At 46.7% G+C, this 15,676-nt stretch carries 13 protein-coding genes; 8 read left to right on the top strand and 5 right to left on the bottom strand.

What is annotated here, in order from left to right:
- The 4 genes from OCU60_RS13995 to OCU60_RS14010 all read right to left on the bottom strand — a co-directional run bounded on the left by OCU60_RS13995 (position 1) and on the right by OCU60_RS14010 (position 5,532).
- Positions 1-795: an SDR family NAD(P)-dependent oxidoreductase gene (locus tag OCU60_RS13995; protein WP_074371815.1), complete on the bottom strand. Its 795-nt coding sequence runs from the start codon at positions 793-795 to the stop codon at positions 1-3.
- Between the two features lie 13 nt (positions 796-808).
- Positions 809-2,302 (bottom strand): aldehyde dehydrogenase family protein, encoded by a 1,494-nt coding sequence (locus OCU60_RS14000; RefSeq protein ID WP_074371816.1) that lies wholly within the window; start codon positions 2,300-2,302, stop codon positions 809-811.
- Between the two features lie 8 nt (positions 2,303-2,310).
- The gene (locus OCU60_RS14005) at positions 2,311-3,852 is read right to left on the bottom strand and encodes an acetolactate synthase large subunit (protein ID WP_074371817.1); all 1,542 of its coding nucleotides are present in this window, start codon (positions 3,850-3,852) and stop codon (positions 2,311-2,313) included.
- A 267-nt stretch (positions 3,853-4,119) separates the two neighbouring features.
- Positions 4,120-5,532 carry an aldehyde dehydrogenase family protein gene (locus OCU60_RS14010; RefSeq protein ID WP_074371818.1) on the bottom strand — a complete coding sequence of 471 codons (1,413 nt, stop codon included), beginning with the start codon at positions 5,530-5,532 and terminating at the stop codon, positions 4,120-4,122.
- A 424-nt stretch (positions 5,533-5,956) separates the two neighbouring features.
- Between OCU60_RS14010 and OCU60_RS14015 the strand changes: the two genes are divergently transcribed.
- The 6 genes from OCU60_RS14015 (at position 5,957) to OCU60_RS14040 (ending at position 12,450) form a co-directional block, all read left to right on the top strand.
- Positions 5,957-6,718: an IclR family transcriptional regulator gene (locus OCU60_RS14015; protein WP_074371819.1), complete on the top strand. Its 762-nt coding sequence runs from the start codon at positions 5,957-5,959 to the stop codon at positions 6,716-6,718.
- A 328-nt stretch (positions 6,719-7,046) separates the two neighbouring features.
- Complete coding sequence (locus OCU60_RS14020; RefSeq protein WP_074371820.1) at positions 7,047-8,186, top strand: tyramine oxidase subunit B; 1,140 nt, start codon at positions 7,047-7,049, stop codon at positions 8,184-8,186.
- Between the two features lie 47 nt (positions 8,187-8,233).
- On the top strand, positions 8,234-8,656 hold the full coding sequence (locus OCU60_RS14025; protein ID WP_074371821.1) for a Rid family hydrolase: 423 nt from the start codon (positions 8,234-8,236) through the stop codon (positions 8,654-8,656).
- 63 nt (positions 8,657-8,719) lie between these two features.
- Entirely contained in the window at positions 8,720-10,012 is a 1,293-nt protein-coding gene (locus tag OCU60_RS14030; protein ID WP_074371822.1) for an NAD(P)/FAD-dependent oxidoreductase, read from the top strand.
- Positions 10,013-10,323: 311 nt separating this feature from the next.
- Complete coding sequence (locus OCU60_RS14035; protein WP_074371823.1) at positions 10,324-11,748, top strand: APC family permease; 1,425 nt, start codon at positions 10,324-10,326, stop codon at positions 11,746-11,748.
- A 174-nt stretch (positions 11,749-11,922) separates the two neighbouring features.
- Positions 11,923-12,450: a cytochrome b gene (locus OCU60_RS14040; protein ID WP_159439442.1), complete on the top strand. Its 528-nt coding sequence runs from the start codon at positions 11,923-11,925 to the stop codon at positions 12,448-12,450.
- 135 nt (positions 12,451-12,585) lie between these two features.
- On the opposite strand, the gene rsmI is transcribed toward OCU60_RS14040, so the two are convergent.
- On the bottom strand, positions 12,586-13,449 hold the full coding sequence (gene rsmI / locus OCU60_RS14045) for a 16S rRNA (cytidine(1402)-2'-O)-methyltransferase (RefSeq protein WP_074371825.1): 864 nt from the start codon (positions 13,447-13,449) through the stop codon (positions 12,586-12,588).
- 61 nt (positions 13,450-13,510) lie between these two features.
- On the opposite strand from rsmI, the gene OCU60_RS14050 reads away from it, so the two are divergent.
- Both OCU60_RS14050 and OCU60_RS14055 read left to right on the top strand, forming a co-directional pair.
- Positions 13,511-15,319: a penicillin-binding protein activator gene (locus tag OCU60_RS14050; protein WP_074371826.1), complete on the top strand. Its 1,809-nt coding sequence runs from the start codon at positions 13,511-13,513 to the stop codon at positions 15,317-15,319.
- Complete coding sequence (locus OCU60_RS14055) at positions 15,306-15,674, top strand: YraN family protein (protein WP_074371827.1); 369 nt, start codon at positions 15,306-15,308, stop codon at positions 15,672-15,674. Before OCU60_RS14050 ends, OCU60_RS14055 begins: the two co-directional genes overlap by 14 nt.
- The last annotated feature ends 2 nt before the right edge of the window (positions 15,675-15,676 follow it).

Below are 15,676 nucleotides of genomic sequence, written 5' to 3' on the forward strand. Positions count from 1 at the left end.
CTAAAGGAAAATACCGCGGGTTAACCCACCATCAATACCAATCGACTCGCCCGTGACCGCACCCGCTTTGGGTGAGGCCAAAAAGCCAATCAAGTAAGCAATTTCAACCGGCGCTAAGGTCCGACGGATTGGCGTGACATCGATGTACCCCTGTTCCACTTCTTGTGGCGTTTTGTTTTGGAGATTCCCTTCACGCTCATACAACTCTTGAATGTGCGGGGTATCCACCACACCGGGATGAATGATGTTGCAGGTAATGCCGTGTGGCCCCAGTTGATCCGACAAGTTTTTGGTCATATGAACAATGGCAAGGTTGCGCATCCCTGACATCACCTTACTACTACGACCAGTTAAACCACCAATATTGATAATGCGACCAAAACCTTGTTCTTTCATATAAGGGGTGACGGCTTTCGCACAACGGAAATAACCAATCACTTTGGTATCTAAATCGCCCAGTAATTCGTAATCATTAGCAAACTCAATAGCGTTACGCACTACACCAGAAGGCGCTGCCGCACCATTGACCAAAATATCTACCCGGCCAAATTCTTTGGCTGCGACTGCCACCATGGTTTCGACAGAATCCATGTCCGTGGTGTCACACACCACAGGCAAGACGCGACGACCGGTTGCTGCGGAAATCTCAGCTGCGGTCTTTTCAAGCACTGACATAGTGCGTGAGCAAATCACCACATCACAGCCTTCTTCAGCTAGAAATCTGGCGACATCTTTGCCAATCCCCATGCCGCCACCGGTGACAATGGCAACTTTATCTTTGATTTCTAAATCCATAATCCACTCTCTGTTAACCTAAATTGACGAAAACACTCTTGGTTTCGGTATAGGCATCAATGACATTTTTGCCCATTTCACGTCCCCAGCCTGATTGCTTGTAGCCACCAAATGGCGACGCAGGATCCACCACATTCCAGCAGTTAATCCACACGGACCCTGCTTTTATGCGACCGGCAATGGTGTGTGCCTGAGTCAGATCATTGGTCCAAAGACCGGCGGCCAAACCAAAGGGGGTATCATTGGCGCGATGTACCAACTCATCCACATCAGACCAGCTCATGACCGTCACCACCGGGCCGAAAATTTCTTCACGGGCGATGCGAGCCTGTTCTTGTTTGTCCAAAAACACTGTCGGCGACATAAAGTAACCATCACCTAACTCACTGGGTTTATGACCACCGCAAACCAGCTCCGCCCCTTCGGACACGGCACTGTCTACGTAACCTTTGACGACATTAAACTGTGCGGAGGAGACTAAAGGCCCCATGGTGGTTCGTTCATTCAAACCGGGCCCAACCACATGGGCAGCGGCATGCTTGCGCAACTCTTCCAAGGTTTGATCGAGTACACTTTCATGAACATATAAGCGAGAGGCAGCGGTACACACTTGGCCTTGGTTATAAAAAATGCCGTCGGCGGCACCCTTCGCCGCCTTGATAATGTTGGCATCGGGTAAAATGATGTTGGGGGATTTCCCCCCCAATTCGAGGGAGACTTTTTTCATATTGCCGGCTGCACTTTGCGCAATCAGACGTCCCACACCGGTTGAACCAGTAAAGGCGATTTTATCCACACCGGGGTGGGCTGCCAGTGGCGCACCAGCGCCCTCACCAAAACCGGTTAACACGTTCACAACACCACGAGGAATACCGGCTTTTTCGATCAGATGCGCCAAACGTAAGGCGGATAAAGGCGTTTGTTCCGCTGGCTTTAAAATAGAGGTACAACCGGTCGCCAACGCAGGCCCAAGTTTCCAGGCACACATAGACAGCGGGAAATTCCATGGCACAATCAGCGCACAAACCCCTACCGGCTCTTTAACCGTGTAGTTGAGCATGCGCTCGCCAGTACGCGGTGACACAGGAATGGTACTGCCTTCAATTTTGGAGGGCCAGCCAGCAAAATAGCGGATGATACTGGCGGTAATAACGACTTCACCGTTTTTCGCATTACTATAGGGCTTGCCATTTTCCAGCGAGATAATTTGCCCAAGGTTTTCCGCGTCTTCCTCGATCAAATCCGCTAAGCGTAACATCAGTTTGGTGCGCTGAGCTGGTGACACTCGATGCCACTCACCTTCTAACGCTTGACGTGCGGCTTGAACCGCGTGATCCACATCAGCAGCAGTGGCTTTGGCCACACTGGCGATGTTGTGTGTTGTCGCAGGATCCTCAACATTAAAATATTCGCCTGTCGCAGGCTCAACCCACTCACCGCCGATAAACAAACGTTTTTGTTCGGCAAGAAAGCCTTGTACTTCAGGAAACAGTGCCATGGTAGTCATGATCAACCTCACAAAGACATTTCGATTAAGCGTGGCGCTTTTGCGTCGCACGCGGCTTTAAATTCACGCATGAGTTCCGCGTTATTGGTGACGCAGACCGAGTCCACACCATATGCCTTAGATAAGGCTCGCCAATCGACGCGAGGTCTATCCAACTCAGTTAACGCCAAGGAATTTTGACCAAACTCGGTGACGCCATAACGGCGCAATTCATTTTGTAGAATGCTGTATTTATGATTGGCAGCGATCAGGATCACCACAGGCAGGTTCTCGCGAGCGATGCTCCACAAGGCTTGAATGGTGTACTGGGCACTGCCGTCTGATTGCAAACACACGACGGTATTCCCCGGCTCAGCCAATGCCGCACCAAAACCGGCGGGAATACCTTGGCCAATGGCACCGCCGGTATTGGTTAACACGCGATGGCGCGGTGCCAAAGCCGATTCGGTGAAAAATGGGTAACCACAGGTGCCACCTTCAACGGACACAATGCAGTTATCAGGCAAAGTGCTGGAGATGATTTTGCCAATAGATTGCGGGGTCAAAGCTTCATTCGCCGCAGGTAACTCAATCGTGCCCACCAGATCTTGATGGGCGGGTGCATTGAGCAACTCGGCGAGCGCTTCCAGCGCACCGGACACATCGTCGCCCACTTCCGCCAGCGTCACCAAACGATCGGTTTGGGCTAAACGCGATGGCATCCCTTCGTAACCGAAATAGGCAATCGGCTCAACCACACCGGCACAAACCACTTCGTCGTATTGTTCTAACTCAGCAATCGCTTTTTCAGGGAAGTAAGGCAAACGGTCAAGGTCTGGCAAGCCCCCCCCACGATAAGAAATACGCGGGAACGTCTCAGCAAACATTTTGATGCCGGGTAACTGACCAATACGACCAGCAGCGATTAGGCCTCTTTCATCTAAACCGTTATCCCCCACAATAAAGACCAAACGCTTGCCCGCTTTAATACGCTGTGCCACGACGTCAATATAGTCGGCTTTAAAATGGCGTTTCGGTGGCAGAATAGACACCTTAGGCATCCCTTCTGCCAACGCTTTGGCTTGTAAATCCATCGGTAAGACAAGGGTCGAAATCGCACCGGAAGGTTGCCAAGCAGCACGCATAGCTGCTGCAAAATCTTCGACCATGCGATCAACGGATTTAGAGGTACGGAAAAATGCAGAAACCGGACGCGCCAGAGACTCAATATCACTCGCTAACGGTGGATCATAATTCACATGCCAAGAGGCGTGATCGCCCACCAGATTAACAATCGGGCTGTTGGCACGACGCGCGTTGTGCAAATTGGCAATGCCATTGGCAAAGCCGGGGCCCAAATGGGTCAGCGTCAATGCCGGACGACCCGAAACTCGACCATAGCCATCCGCAGCCCCAGTACACACACCTTCGAACATACTGAGAACAGGGCGAAATTTTGGCTCACTGTCCATCGCTGCCACAAATGGCATTTCGGTGGTTCCTGGATTTGCGAAACAGTACTCAACGCCTGAGTCAACTGCCGCTTTAACAATTGCTTCTGCACCATTCATAGGAAGACCTCTTTATTTGGATAATTCTCACAATATGCGAAAACAACAACAAATGTCAACGAAACAAAGCCAACAAAATGAAATAAAATGAGCCAATATAAGATTTTTGTGACAATTTGCGTCTTTTTATTAATTATTTTTTCATGATTCTCAAAATACGAAAAAGAACTGCAAACACACATAAAAAAACAGCGCCAGCAGATAAACCGCTGACGCTGTCAACATGGGAAGGATGGTCTAGAACAGAAATATCTAAAACAAAAACAATTATTTATTGATATGCACAACCTGCAGAGAGGTAAACTCCAGTAATCCTTCCTCTCCAAACTCCACCCCAAAGCCCGACATTTTACAGCCGCCCATTGGGATATTGGGCTGAATTTTAGCGTGAGTGTTGACGAATGTTGTACCACACTCTAAACGAGCAGCCAGCGCTGTTGCTTCTGCCGTGTCCGGCCCCCAGACCGAACCGTCGAGCCCCACATCCACACCGTTAGCCATCTCTATCGCATCATCAACATTTGAGAATTTGATCATGGGTAAAGCCGGACCAAACTGCTCTTCTTGAACCAGCAGAGCATCGTTGGAAATATCAGCAACCAGCGTCGGAGGATAGAAGTAGCCCACCCCCTCAAGAGGCTGACCACCCGTTAATATGGTCGCCCCGCCTTGACGGGCATCTTCCACAAAATCTACAACAATTTGCAGTTGGTCTTTGTTTTGCACCGGACCAAAGTTCACGCCTTCATCCATACCGTTACCAACCACTTGCTCATTGGCAATCGCAACCAGAGCAGCACACATATCATCATAGATCGACTCGTGTACATAAAGACGTTTGATCGCCCCGCAGGTTTGTCCCATGTTCAAGAAAGCCGCGGCAAAAATATCCGGTGCAACTTTGGCGACATCCGTACCTTTTAGTACGATTGCCGCATCATTACCGCCCAACTCAAGGGTCAGACGCTTCAAGTTATCAGCCGCATTGCGCATTACCGACTGACCCGTTTCTGTAGAACCAGTGAAGACAATCTTACTAATCTGAGGATGAGCCGTCATGCCACTGCCAATACCACTTTCGCCAGTGATGATGTTAATGACCCCTTTCGGCACATGGTTACTGATAATTTCTACCAACTTAATGGTACTTAAAGGCGTTAATCCGGATGGCTTATTGATCACCGTATTTCCCGCACGAATGGCAGGAATGATGTGCCAGATAGCAATCATTAAAGGCCAGTTCCAAGGGGTAATAGAAGCGACCACACCAAGCGGTTTATGATGTACCTCAATACGTTTAGTGTCGGTCTCTTCCGCGACTTCGACTGGAATGTCTTGCGATGCGGCAAAGCGTAACCAAGCGATACCCGCTTCCACTTCGCCCATGGCAAGCGGGAAAGGTTTTCCTTGCTCAGCGACAATCAACGCTGCCACTTCACTGGCGCGCGCTTCCAGTTCGTCACCGGCCTTGTTTAAACAACGCTGACGCTCTTCATGGCTGGACACAGACCAACTTTTGAAAGCGGTTTGTGCCGCCTTAACCGCTTCTTCTAGTTGGGATTTATCCCCATTCGCACATGTTGCCACAACGTCAAATGTAGCGGGGTTGATGACATTGAAAGGTGCATGATTCCCTTCTACCCACTCCCCATTAATCAGAAATTTAAAGTGACGACTCATTGCTAACCTCCACTTGCTTGCGATGCTTCGTACCCATACGACACGACAGCATGGCATCGACAATAAATTAACCCGGCAGCGCCATCAGCATGTTGATATCAACTTCACTGATTTCGCCAAGACACAGCATCGAAAAACACAATGTAAGATTTATTGCACACAAAAGCACTCATGTAAACGATAATTTATCATTTTTTCTCAAATTAAGAAAATACACTTAAAATATAACCCTTAAGATAACCGTTTAGCAGCATTCATTATCCGGAATATGAGAATAGAGACATTTTTCAGCAGCAAATAAAATGCTATATTGACGGCATAAGAAAAGAAAAAGTCTCATCATGTTAGAAAAAAACACAAAAATGAGTTAAATCGCGCTTTCGAACATATAATCTAAACACTTATCGATCATTAAGGGGTCTTCGTGTCCAGTCTCAATAAAATGCTAAACGTCCTCAATATTTTTGGGCCAGGTTCTCTCGTCATTAATGTCGACGACATCGCCAAACAACTATCCCTTTCCCGTGCAACTGCCTATCGTTATGTACGGGAGCTATGTGATGCCGGCTTATTGACCCGTATTGAGACAAGCTACACCCTTGGCCCCAGAATCATCGAACTGGATTGGATGATGCGTCAACATGATCCGCTGATATCCCACGGGCGCGAAGTGATGGCCGAGCTCTCCAAAAACACCGGACTCACTGTCTACATGAGTGTCTTTTACGATGGACACATCATCAATACCCATATCGAATCCGACATTAAAAAGTATGGCTTCACCTTTGGTCGGGGGCGTCCGTTGCCGATTTTTAAAGGGGCACAATCGAAGGTGCTGGTCGCATTTCAAAAAACCAATCGCCTGAAAAAAATCTATGATGAGCAGATTGAGCCCAGTGAAGACTATCATCTCACCTGGAAAGAATTTAATACGGAAACCAAAAAAATCCGTAAAGATGGTTTTTGCGTCACGCATGATGAGCTCAATCTCGGCCTGACGGGAATTGCAGCGCCCATTCTTAACCTTGAAAACGATGACATTATTGGCAGCATCGCCTTTGTCGGTACCACCAGCGCATTTGAACTGTTCCGTCTTGAAGCGGTTGTTGAGCGTCTGCAACAGGCCACAGCCCACATCGAAAGAGGTACCTATTTAGACAATGAGCAAGCCCCCGATAAAACGTAAAAATCGCTCACCAAACAAACGCCCCGCACATCAAAAGCAGAGTCAGGCATAAGCCTCTCTGCTTTTTTTATATGATGACTCAATCACGCTTAAAGCCACACGCAACTCCCACATTCAACATTCAACATTCAACATTCAACATTCAACATTCAACATTCAACATTCAACATTCAACATGATTCTCACCCCATCACTTGTAAACACAAAAATAGAAAAATGTTAAAAAAATGATAAAAGATACTTTAAAAAAACACATTTTTATCGTAATGTGAGAATTAATATAAAAACAATTCATCAAAATAACAATTGATCCTTTGAGGTGAACCCCATGCAAGAGAACACAAAAATCGATTTTATCTATCTTTCAGAGCCAGACATGATTAAAGCTGGTGTCATGGATATGCCTCGCTGTGTAGATACCATGGAAGACATGTTTGCTCTTTTATACAAGGGGGATTATCGAATGGCGGGAGCGAATAGTGACTCACATGGCGCCTTAATTACTTTTCCTGAGCAATCGCCTTTTCCCACCATGCCAAAGCCTACAGCCGATCGTCGTTTGATGGCTATGCCAGCCTACCTTGGCGGTGACTTTCAAACCTCCGGCGTGAAGTGGTACGGTTCAAATATCGCCAACCGCGAAAAAGGTCTGCCGCGCTCCATCCTCACCCTTATCCTCAATGACATTGATACGGGCACACCTCTGGCCTTTATGTCTGCCAACCTTTTATCCGCCTACCGTACCGGGGCGATCCCGGGCGTTGGTGCTCGCCACCTTGCCCGTAAAGATTCTAAAGTGATTGGTTTATTAGGCCCTGGCGTCATGGGCAAAACCACCGTATCTGCGTTTATGGCGACCTGCCCTCATCTTGATACGATCAAGATAAAGGGTCGTGGTCAAAAGAGTCTGGATGATTTCATCGGATGGCTGAAGGAAACTTTCCCACAAATTACCAACATCCAAGTCGTCGATAGTATTGAAGAAGTGGTTCGGGGGTCTGACCTGGTCACTTACTGTAATTCCGGTGAAACGGGTGACCCATCCACTTATCCAATGGTGAAGCGCGAATGGGTGAAACCAGGGGCTTTTCTAGCCATGCCAGCGAGCTGCTCTTTAGATGAAGGCATGGAAGATTCCGGGGTTCGTAAGGTGTTGGATAATACGCGCCTATATGAAGCATGGTATGAAGAATTACCGAAACCTGCCCATAACTGTGTGCCGCTCATTGGCGTTCGTTTTATGGACATGATTGCCGCAGGTCAGCTTGATAAAGCAGAACTGGAAGACATTGGCAAAATTGTGGCGAACGATGCACCGGGTCGCCAGAACGATGAAGAAATCATCATTATGTCAGTCGGTGGTATGCCGGTCGAAGATGTTGCTTGGGCGACGGTGATTTATCGCAATGCGATTGAACAAGGCATTGGCGTGAAACTCAACCTTTGGGATACACCGGTTTTACGCTAAACGTACAAGTGTGACTCTCCTCTGATGCTATTTTTAGGAAAACTCAAATGACCATGATTACCAAAGTAAAAACCGGCTCAAAACTGGAAGAACTCAGTAGCTACTCACGCCTAGTGTGCGTTGATAATTGGATTTTTGTTGCCAATACCGCAGGCAGAAATCCCGTCACCAAAGAAATCCCTGAAGATGTACTTGAGCAAACCCACCAAGTATTCAGCAATGTTGAAGCCGCGCTAAAAAGCGTCGGCGCAAGCCTTGCCGATGTTGTGATGTCGCGGGTGTTCATCCAAAATCCCGCGGATACCCAAGCCGTCATGACGCTCATCGGTGATAAGTTTCGCGGCGTCGATCCTGCAACAACGGTGACTTGCCCGCCATTGGGTTCAACCCTCTACAAGATGGAGTTAGAAGTCACCGCGTATCGTGGTGCTGCCAACGCTGATGTTGAAACGATTACCCTTACTCAATAGAACCGCTTTGTCAGGCAGAGTCTCACTGGCTCAGCCTTTCGGACAATATTCAGGAAACAAATGATGACGAAAACACTTGAGGCTATTCATACACAGGATGAACTACCAGAATCCACGACGGTTGTGATTATCGGTGGCGGCATTATTGGTGTAACAGCCGCATTAACACTGGCCGAAAGAAACATTCCCGTGGTCTTGCTCGAGAAAGGTCATATCGCTGGAGAGCAATCTTCTCGTAACCTTGGGTGGATTCGGAAAACCAATCGTCATTTGCACGATGTACCACTAGCACTCGCCGCCGATAGACTTTGGCAAGAAATGCCGGAGCGAATCGGGCAATCCGTCGGCTACAAGGCATCCGGCATTATGTTTTTAGCCAAAACCGAAGAACAGGTCGCAATGCATGAAGCGTGGCTAAAGTCGGTGGAATCGCTTTCTTTGGACGCCAGAATGCTCAGCGCCCAAGAAATCGGCCAGCATGTTCCCGGTGGTAAAGGGGATTGGCAAGGCGGCATATACACCCCTTCAGATGGACGAGCAGAACCTGCCATTGCCACCACCGCAATGGCCAGAACGGCGATCGAGAAAGGTGCCATCATGGTACAAAACTGTGCGGTTCGAACCCTTTCCACAACAGGCGGTAAGATCAGCGGTGTTGTCACAGAACAAGGTGAGATCCGTTGTGAGCAAGTACTACTCGCCAGTGGTGCGTGGTCGCGTCGTTTCCTCGGCAATCATGGGATATCTCTGCCAACGCTCCCATTGGTTTGTTCCGTATTCAGGACCAAACCCATGGAAGGCCCAACCGACATCTCCGTCGGTGGTCCGGATTTTTCCTTTAGAAAACATAAAGACGGTGGTTTCATTATCACCCAGCGTGGTGCCTTAGATGCCCATATTACCCTGGACCATTTACTGATCGGCTGGCGCTACTTGAGTCAGCTTCGTACACAACGCAGTTTCTTACGCACTTCATTTGGCAAAGCGTTCTTTCAAGACCTGAAACTAGCACGACGTTGGAAGGCTAACAGTCATTCACCTTTTGAGCAGATCAGAACCTTAGATCCGAGTGCCAACCCAGCGCTCAATAACGAAGCACTAACCAACTTAAGAAAAGCCTGGCCTATTTTTGAAAAAGCAGAAATGGAAGAATCTTGGGCAGGAGTGATTGATATTACCCCGGATTCAAACCCAATCATTGATAGCATCTCTGCGCTCCCCGGTTTAACCATTGCGACCGGCTTCTCTGGGCATGGCTTTGGTACCGGACCGGCAGCAGGACAGTTGGCAGCAGATATTGTCACCAATTCAGCGCCGATTATTGACCCAAGCCCATACCAGTTCGAGCGACTTTAAGCTCCCCCCTGAAGTCTTCGCTCATGCCAGTATCACTTCGAGTATGCTGGCATTTTTTATTGATAATCCCGACCCAACCCACCGAGATAACCACTAAAAACAAAACTATCAGTTACCAAACAAGATAAATAAGAGAAAAAAATCCGTAAAAAACCGATTAAAAAAACCAAAAATCTCATTTTGTGATATTTTTTCAATTTTTAGTAGGAAACTTTGTCATTTTCCGATAACATAAAGTTAACAAGTTATTAACGAACTATTGCTCGCTCAATAGACGGAAATAACAATTAACATAGTTAGGAACCTTTGATATGAAACAGACCACATTAAAAAAAGAGAGCTTAGGACTATGGTCGATAGTATTTTTCGTCATAGCCGCAGCTTCTCCTCTCACCGGTGCGGTGGGGGCATTACCTATTGCTTTTATGGCTGGAAATGGTGCAGGGATTCCCGGGATCTATGTTGTTGCGGGTATTCTGCTGACTTTATTTAGCTTTGGCTTTATTGCAATGAGTCGTCATGTCGTCAACTCAGGCGCATTTTACTCCTACGTCAGCAAAGGCCTTGGCCCTTCTACTGGTTTAGCGGGCTTTTTTATTGCGATTCTTGCCTATCTGTCGATGGTTTTTTCTGTCAGCTCATTATTCGGTTTCTTTACCAACATTTTCTTAGTTAACAACTTCGGCATCGATGTCCCTTGGTGGATGCTGGCCATCGCCAATCAGGTGATCGTTGTTTTACTTGGTATTGCCAAAGTAGAAATTGGGGGGCGCATTCTTGGGGTTTTGATGTTACTCGAGGTCGCCATCATCCTATTGGTTGACCTTGTTATCATCAAACAGCCGATTGCCATGACGTTTTCCTCTTTCACACCTTCCGTGACTTTCAGTGGTAACGCTGGTGTCGGACTTATATTCGCTATCTGTTCATTTATCGGCTTTGAAGCCTCTGCGATTTATTCGGAAGAGTGTAAAACACCGGAAAAAACCATTCCTCGAGCCACACTCGTGGCTGTCGCCATTATCACTGTATTCTATGCTGTTACAGCATGGGCAATCGTTCAATTCGTGGGCGACACTAAAGTCGGTGAAGTTGCTGCACAAGACCCGGGGATGTTCATTTACAATATTGCGGACCAATTGCTTGGCCCTTGGTCAAGTCAAGTGATGTCTATTTTACTGATCACGAGCCTATTTGCAGCAACTCAGGCCTTTCACAACACGCTTTCTCGCTACTTATTCTCTTTAAGTCGTGATGGGTTGTGCTGGTCAAAGTTCTCAACGCTGCATCCCAAATACCACACACCTTATGTTGCCAGCCTGATTCAAGGGATCGCCATTGTCGTTGGTTTACTGATTCTGGTCGCGATGGGCCTTGATCCAATGGCAAATATTTTTGCTTGGGCATCAGCACTTGGCGCAATTTCCATACTCACCCTACAGTGTGCGGTTTCATTTGCAGTTGTAGTTTTCTTCATAAGAAATCCTTCTTTACAAGCCTCACTTTGGAGCCGCTTCATTGCGCCAGCGCTGGCATCTGTAGGAATGGTTATTTCTCTGTATATGGTGATTAATAATCTAGACGTCCTCAGTGGGTCTGATTCACCGGTTGTTAAGGCTCTACCTTATTTAGTTGTCGCTTTTGCTGCTCTGGGATTTTTTATCGCCAAACGATTGCATCAGGCCAACCCCGAACGCTTTGCAAGCATCGCTAAAGTCGTAGAGACGTTGAAGTAACATTCGGGAAATGGGCGAATGAGTCATCAATTTCTCTGCTTTGTTCACCCCTTGCCTAACGGCTTAAGACGTATAGAAAGCTTGTTTCAAACCGTTAAGAAATAACATTACCGATTAACTTAATGGCTTTAGTAATTTTTACTCAGTCATATTGAAATACAGAGGAACTTCAAATTGAAATACTCTAAATCTATCAGAGCAATACACTGGTTAAGCGCGACTATCGTTATAGGATTACTTTCATTAGGTCTCTATATGACACCGTATGATGAAGCTAACGCAGCGTTTGCCGACAACTTATATTTTTGGCACAAGTCATTTGGAGTACTATTTTTTATCATCGTGCTGGTGCGTATCATGGTGCGCAGAAGAAGTAAATTACCACCGTTACCAGACGGCATATCTAAACCAGAGAGAATCGTTGTCAATCTGGCTCATAAATTATTTTACATTTTGATGGTCGCTATTCCTCTACTGGGCTATGTGCAATCTAGCACTTACGAATACAGCGATGGGGTCCATTTCTTCTTTGTTGATTTGCCTGAACTATTGCCAAAAAATCAAGCGGTCTATGAGGTAGCCAACACATTACATAAATGGTTGTCATTTGTATTAATCGGTCTGATTGCACTCCACATCCTTGGCGCTTTAAGACACCGTTTATTCGATAGAAAAAATGATGTCTTAAAGAGAATTTTATAAAGTCCGGCAGGAATACTCCGATTCGTCCAAGGTAGCGGAAAAAACGCATCAGATACAATGTCAGACGAGACATGATGCCGCTCAAGCCCCGTTCAGCAGCGACTGAACGGGGCTTTCAGTTCACAACTCATCGTATCAATCCAGATGTTCAAGCCCCCATTTATAGAGTGCGTTTTTCTTCAGATGATAAATTTCAGCCACAAGAGCAGCCGCTTTTTTTAAAGGCAGCTCCTGAGTCAGAATTCTGAGTGTCCGAATCGCCTCTTGAGGAAATTCATCCTGTTCAGAACGCCGATAGCCATGGATCAGTAATACCATCTCCCCCTTGCGGCGGTTGTCGTCTGCCATCACCCACGGGAGCAGCTCTCCCAACGGCAATCCCTGAATGGTCTCAAAGGTTTTCGTCAACTCTCTTGCCAACACAACTTCTCGCTCAGGGCCGAGCACATCCTGCAAATCATGTAGTGATTCAATGATACGATGGGTTGATTCATAGAAAATACAAGTTCGCTCCTCATGGGCGATCGCTGCTATTTTATCTTTACGAGCTTTCGTTTTCGGGGGAAGGAAACCTTCAAAACTGAATCGGTCCGACGGTAAACCGGAAGCGCTTAATGCCGCGATAACTGCACAAGCCCCGGGCAGAGGAACCACTTTTACACCCGCCTGACGACAAAGTTTCACAAGATGATATCCTGGATCGCTGATCAACGGTGTTCCGGCATCAGAGACTAAAGCAATCGACTCTCCGGATAGCAGTTTATCAACCAATACCGACGCTTTCTCCTGTTCATTATGATCATGGAGAGAAAAAGTTTTGGTTCGAATGTTCAGGTGAGATAAAAGTTTCCCAGTGTGGCGCGTATCCTCAGCAGCAATCATGTCAACCTGAGAAAGAACATCAATGGCTCTTTGCGTTATATCGCCTAAATTACCAATTGGCGTAGGAACAATGTATAGTGTTGGCGCTTGCTCCTGCAACGTTTTATGATTTGTCATTTGTTTATCATCACTTCAAAGATTATTATAGAGACAATTTTACCGGAATAAATTACAGCTTATGGCTCAGAAAAAGCATAACAGACTCAATGTGGCACGCCTGATCACTCAGATTACATTCACAATCCTTCTTGCGGCATGTGCTTCCAATTCAATAGACTCGAACCGTGTCGATATTACTCAACGTCCGACACTCAGTTCTCAGGACTATCTCATGAGAGCCGACAGCAATGAAGGGTCAATCCAAAATGACTGGCTGATCATGGCGCTAAAAGCAGCGGTGAAAGAAAACCAGGTCGCCCAAGCGAATCTACTGTTATTCCGACTGACCAAACAGAAACTGACCGAAACGCAGCAAGCGGAATGGCAACTTGCCCGAGCCAGACTATTTCTCAATAATGATCAGAATGAAACAGCACTCAAACGACTGAATTTTAAACCCTGGTGGAAACTTCCTGATGCTCAATGGTTAGCATTCTATCAGACTAAAGCTGATATTTTTATGAGTCTTGAAAAATGGTTTGATACCGCTCGGGCTTTAGTCGAGGTCTATGACCTGAGTCCGCAGAATATCCAACCTAAAGTTGCCCGTCAGATCTGGCAGAATCTTTCCCATTATTCCGCGACAGAGATTACAGAGTTAAACGTGGCATCCGATGAAGATGAATTAGCGGGTTGGCTGCAACTCGCCATTTATATGAAAACGCTGGATGGTGATCTCTCACAACTCAAAAACACACTGGAAAAATGGTTAGCAGAGAATAGCCATCACCCGGCTGCCATCCATATGCCCGGAGGTGTCAAAGCGGTTCTGGCAATGAAAATCTCAACGCCAAAAAACACAGCTTTACTCCTGCCACTGAGCGGTAAGTTTTCTCAGCAGGCGCAGTTAATCCGAGACGGATTTATGTTTGCGATGATGAATGATCGAAACAGAGATACCGAGATGACACTGAATGTGATCGATACAAACGAACAATCATTTTCAGACACCGTCAGTCAATTGATGCAAGAGCATATCGATTTCGTTGTCGGTCCGCTGATCAAAGAAGATATCACCCAACTACAACAGATAGAGAAGCAAAAGAAACATCAAATCCCCATGCTGGCCTTAAATATACCCGAAAATATCAGCTCGAATTCGGCCGCGTGTTACTTTGCCCTGTCTCCTGAACAAGAGGCCAGCCAAGCCGCAAAACATTTGTTCCGCTTGGGATATCAGTATCCAATGATCCTTGTGCCTCGGGGAAGTTATGGTGAAAGAGTCGCAGATGCCTTCCAACAAGAGTGGCAGAAATATAGTAAGCATCCACTGACGATCAGCAGATTTGGCGATAAACGTCACTTACAGCAAAATATCAATGCTGTTTTCGGCCTACAGAGCAGCCAAAAAAATATTGCTCAAATGGAATCATTACTGGATATAAAGCTGAAAAGTCAGCCTCGTAGCCGACGCGATATCGATACCGTTTATATTGTTGCCAACAGCGCTGAGCTGACACTCCTCAAGCCATTTATTGAAGTTGCGATCAACCCGGATACAACGCAGCCGAAACTGTTTTCAAGTTCCCGGAGTAATAGTAACAATCAATATGAAGATCTCACGGGGGTCACATTCAGTGATATTCCGTTACTGCTCAAGCCACAAGCAGCGACCAAAGAACAGATGGAAGATTTGTGGCCGAAAGATTCCAATGCTGAGAAACGATTGAAAGCGATGGGGATGGATGCGTACACTTTAATGACATCGCTCCCGCAAATGAAAGCGGTCGAGGGGTATCAAGTTCAGGGGCAAACCGGCACGCTCAGTATTGATAAGCAATGTATTGTTCAGCAAGAATTAACTTGGGGAGAGTATGGCTCGCTTTAGCCATCGGGAGATTGGCGCTCACTATGAACAAGCCGCCTCGGCCTTTTTAATCGCGCGAGGCTTACACTTGATCACCCAAAATTTTTCATGTCGTACTGGTGAAATTGATCTAATCATGCGCGATCAACAAACGACTGTATTTGTTGAAGTAAAATATAGAAAGAACCGACACTTCGGTCATGCGGCTGAAGCCGTGACACCGACAAAAACCAAAAAATTAATTCAGACAGCTCAGTTCTGGTTATTAACACAAGGCTTGTCACCTTATGACACTGATTTTCGTTTCGATGTGATTGCCATTCATCAAGATGGCGATGACATCGATTGGTTCCAAAATGCAATAACGCAGGGATAATC

Source organism: Vibrio spartinae, from assembly GCF_024347135.1.
GTDB classification, from domain to species: domain Bacteria; phylum Pseudomonadota; class Gammaproteobacteria; order Enterobacterales; family Vibrionaceae; genus Vibrio; species Vibrio spartinae.

What these genes read in the sequence shown, in the direction of transcription:
- OCU60_RS13995 (WP_074371815.1), bottom strand. Translation starts at nt 795, where the DNA reads ATGGATTTAGAAATCAAAGATAAAGTTGCCATTGTCACCGGTGGCGGC.
- OCU60_RS14000 (WP_074371816.1), bottom strand. Translation starts at nt 2,302, where the DNA reads ATGACTACCATGGCACTGTTTCCTGAAGTACAAGGCTTTCTTGCCGAA.
- OCU60_RS14005 (WP_074371817.1), bottom strand. Translation starts at nt 3,852, where the DNA reads ATGAATGGTGCAGAAGCAATTGTTAAAGCGGCAGTTGACTCAGGCGTT.
- OCU60_RS14010 (WP_074371818.1), bottom strand. Translation starts at nt 5,532, where the DNA reads ATGAGTCGTCACTTTAAATTTCTGATTAATGGGGAGTGGGTAGAAGGG.
- OCU60_RS14020 (WP_074371820.1), top strand. Translation starts at nt 7,047, where the DNA reads ATGCAAGAGAACACAAAAATCGATTTTATCTATCTTTCAGAGCCAGAC.
- OCU60_RS14025 (WP_074371821.1), top strand. Translation starts at nt 8,234, where the DNA reads ATGACCATGATTACCAAAGTAAAAACCGGCTCAAAACTGGAAGAACTC.
- OCU60_RS14030 (WP_074371822.1), top strand. Translation starts at nt 8,720, where the DNA reads ATGACGAAAACACTTGAGGCTATTCATACACAGGATGAACTACCAGAA.
- OCU60_RS14035 (WP_074371823.1), top strand. Translation starts at nt 10,324, where the DNA reads ATGAAACAGACCACATTAAAAAAAGAGAGCTTAGGACTATGGTCGATA.
- rsmI (WP_074371825.1), bottom strand. Translation starts at nt 13,449, where the DNA reads ATGACAAATCATAAAACGTTGCAGGAGCAAGCGCCAACACTATACATT.
- OCU60_RS14050 (WP_074371826.1), top strand. Translation starts at nt 13,511, where the DNA reads ATGGCTCAGAAAAAGCATAACAGACTCAATGTGGCACGCCTGATCACT.
- OCU60_RS14055 (WP_074371827.1), top strand. Translation starts at nt 15,306, where the DNA reads ATGGCTCGCTTTAGCCATCGGGAGATTGGCGCTCACTATGAACAAGCC.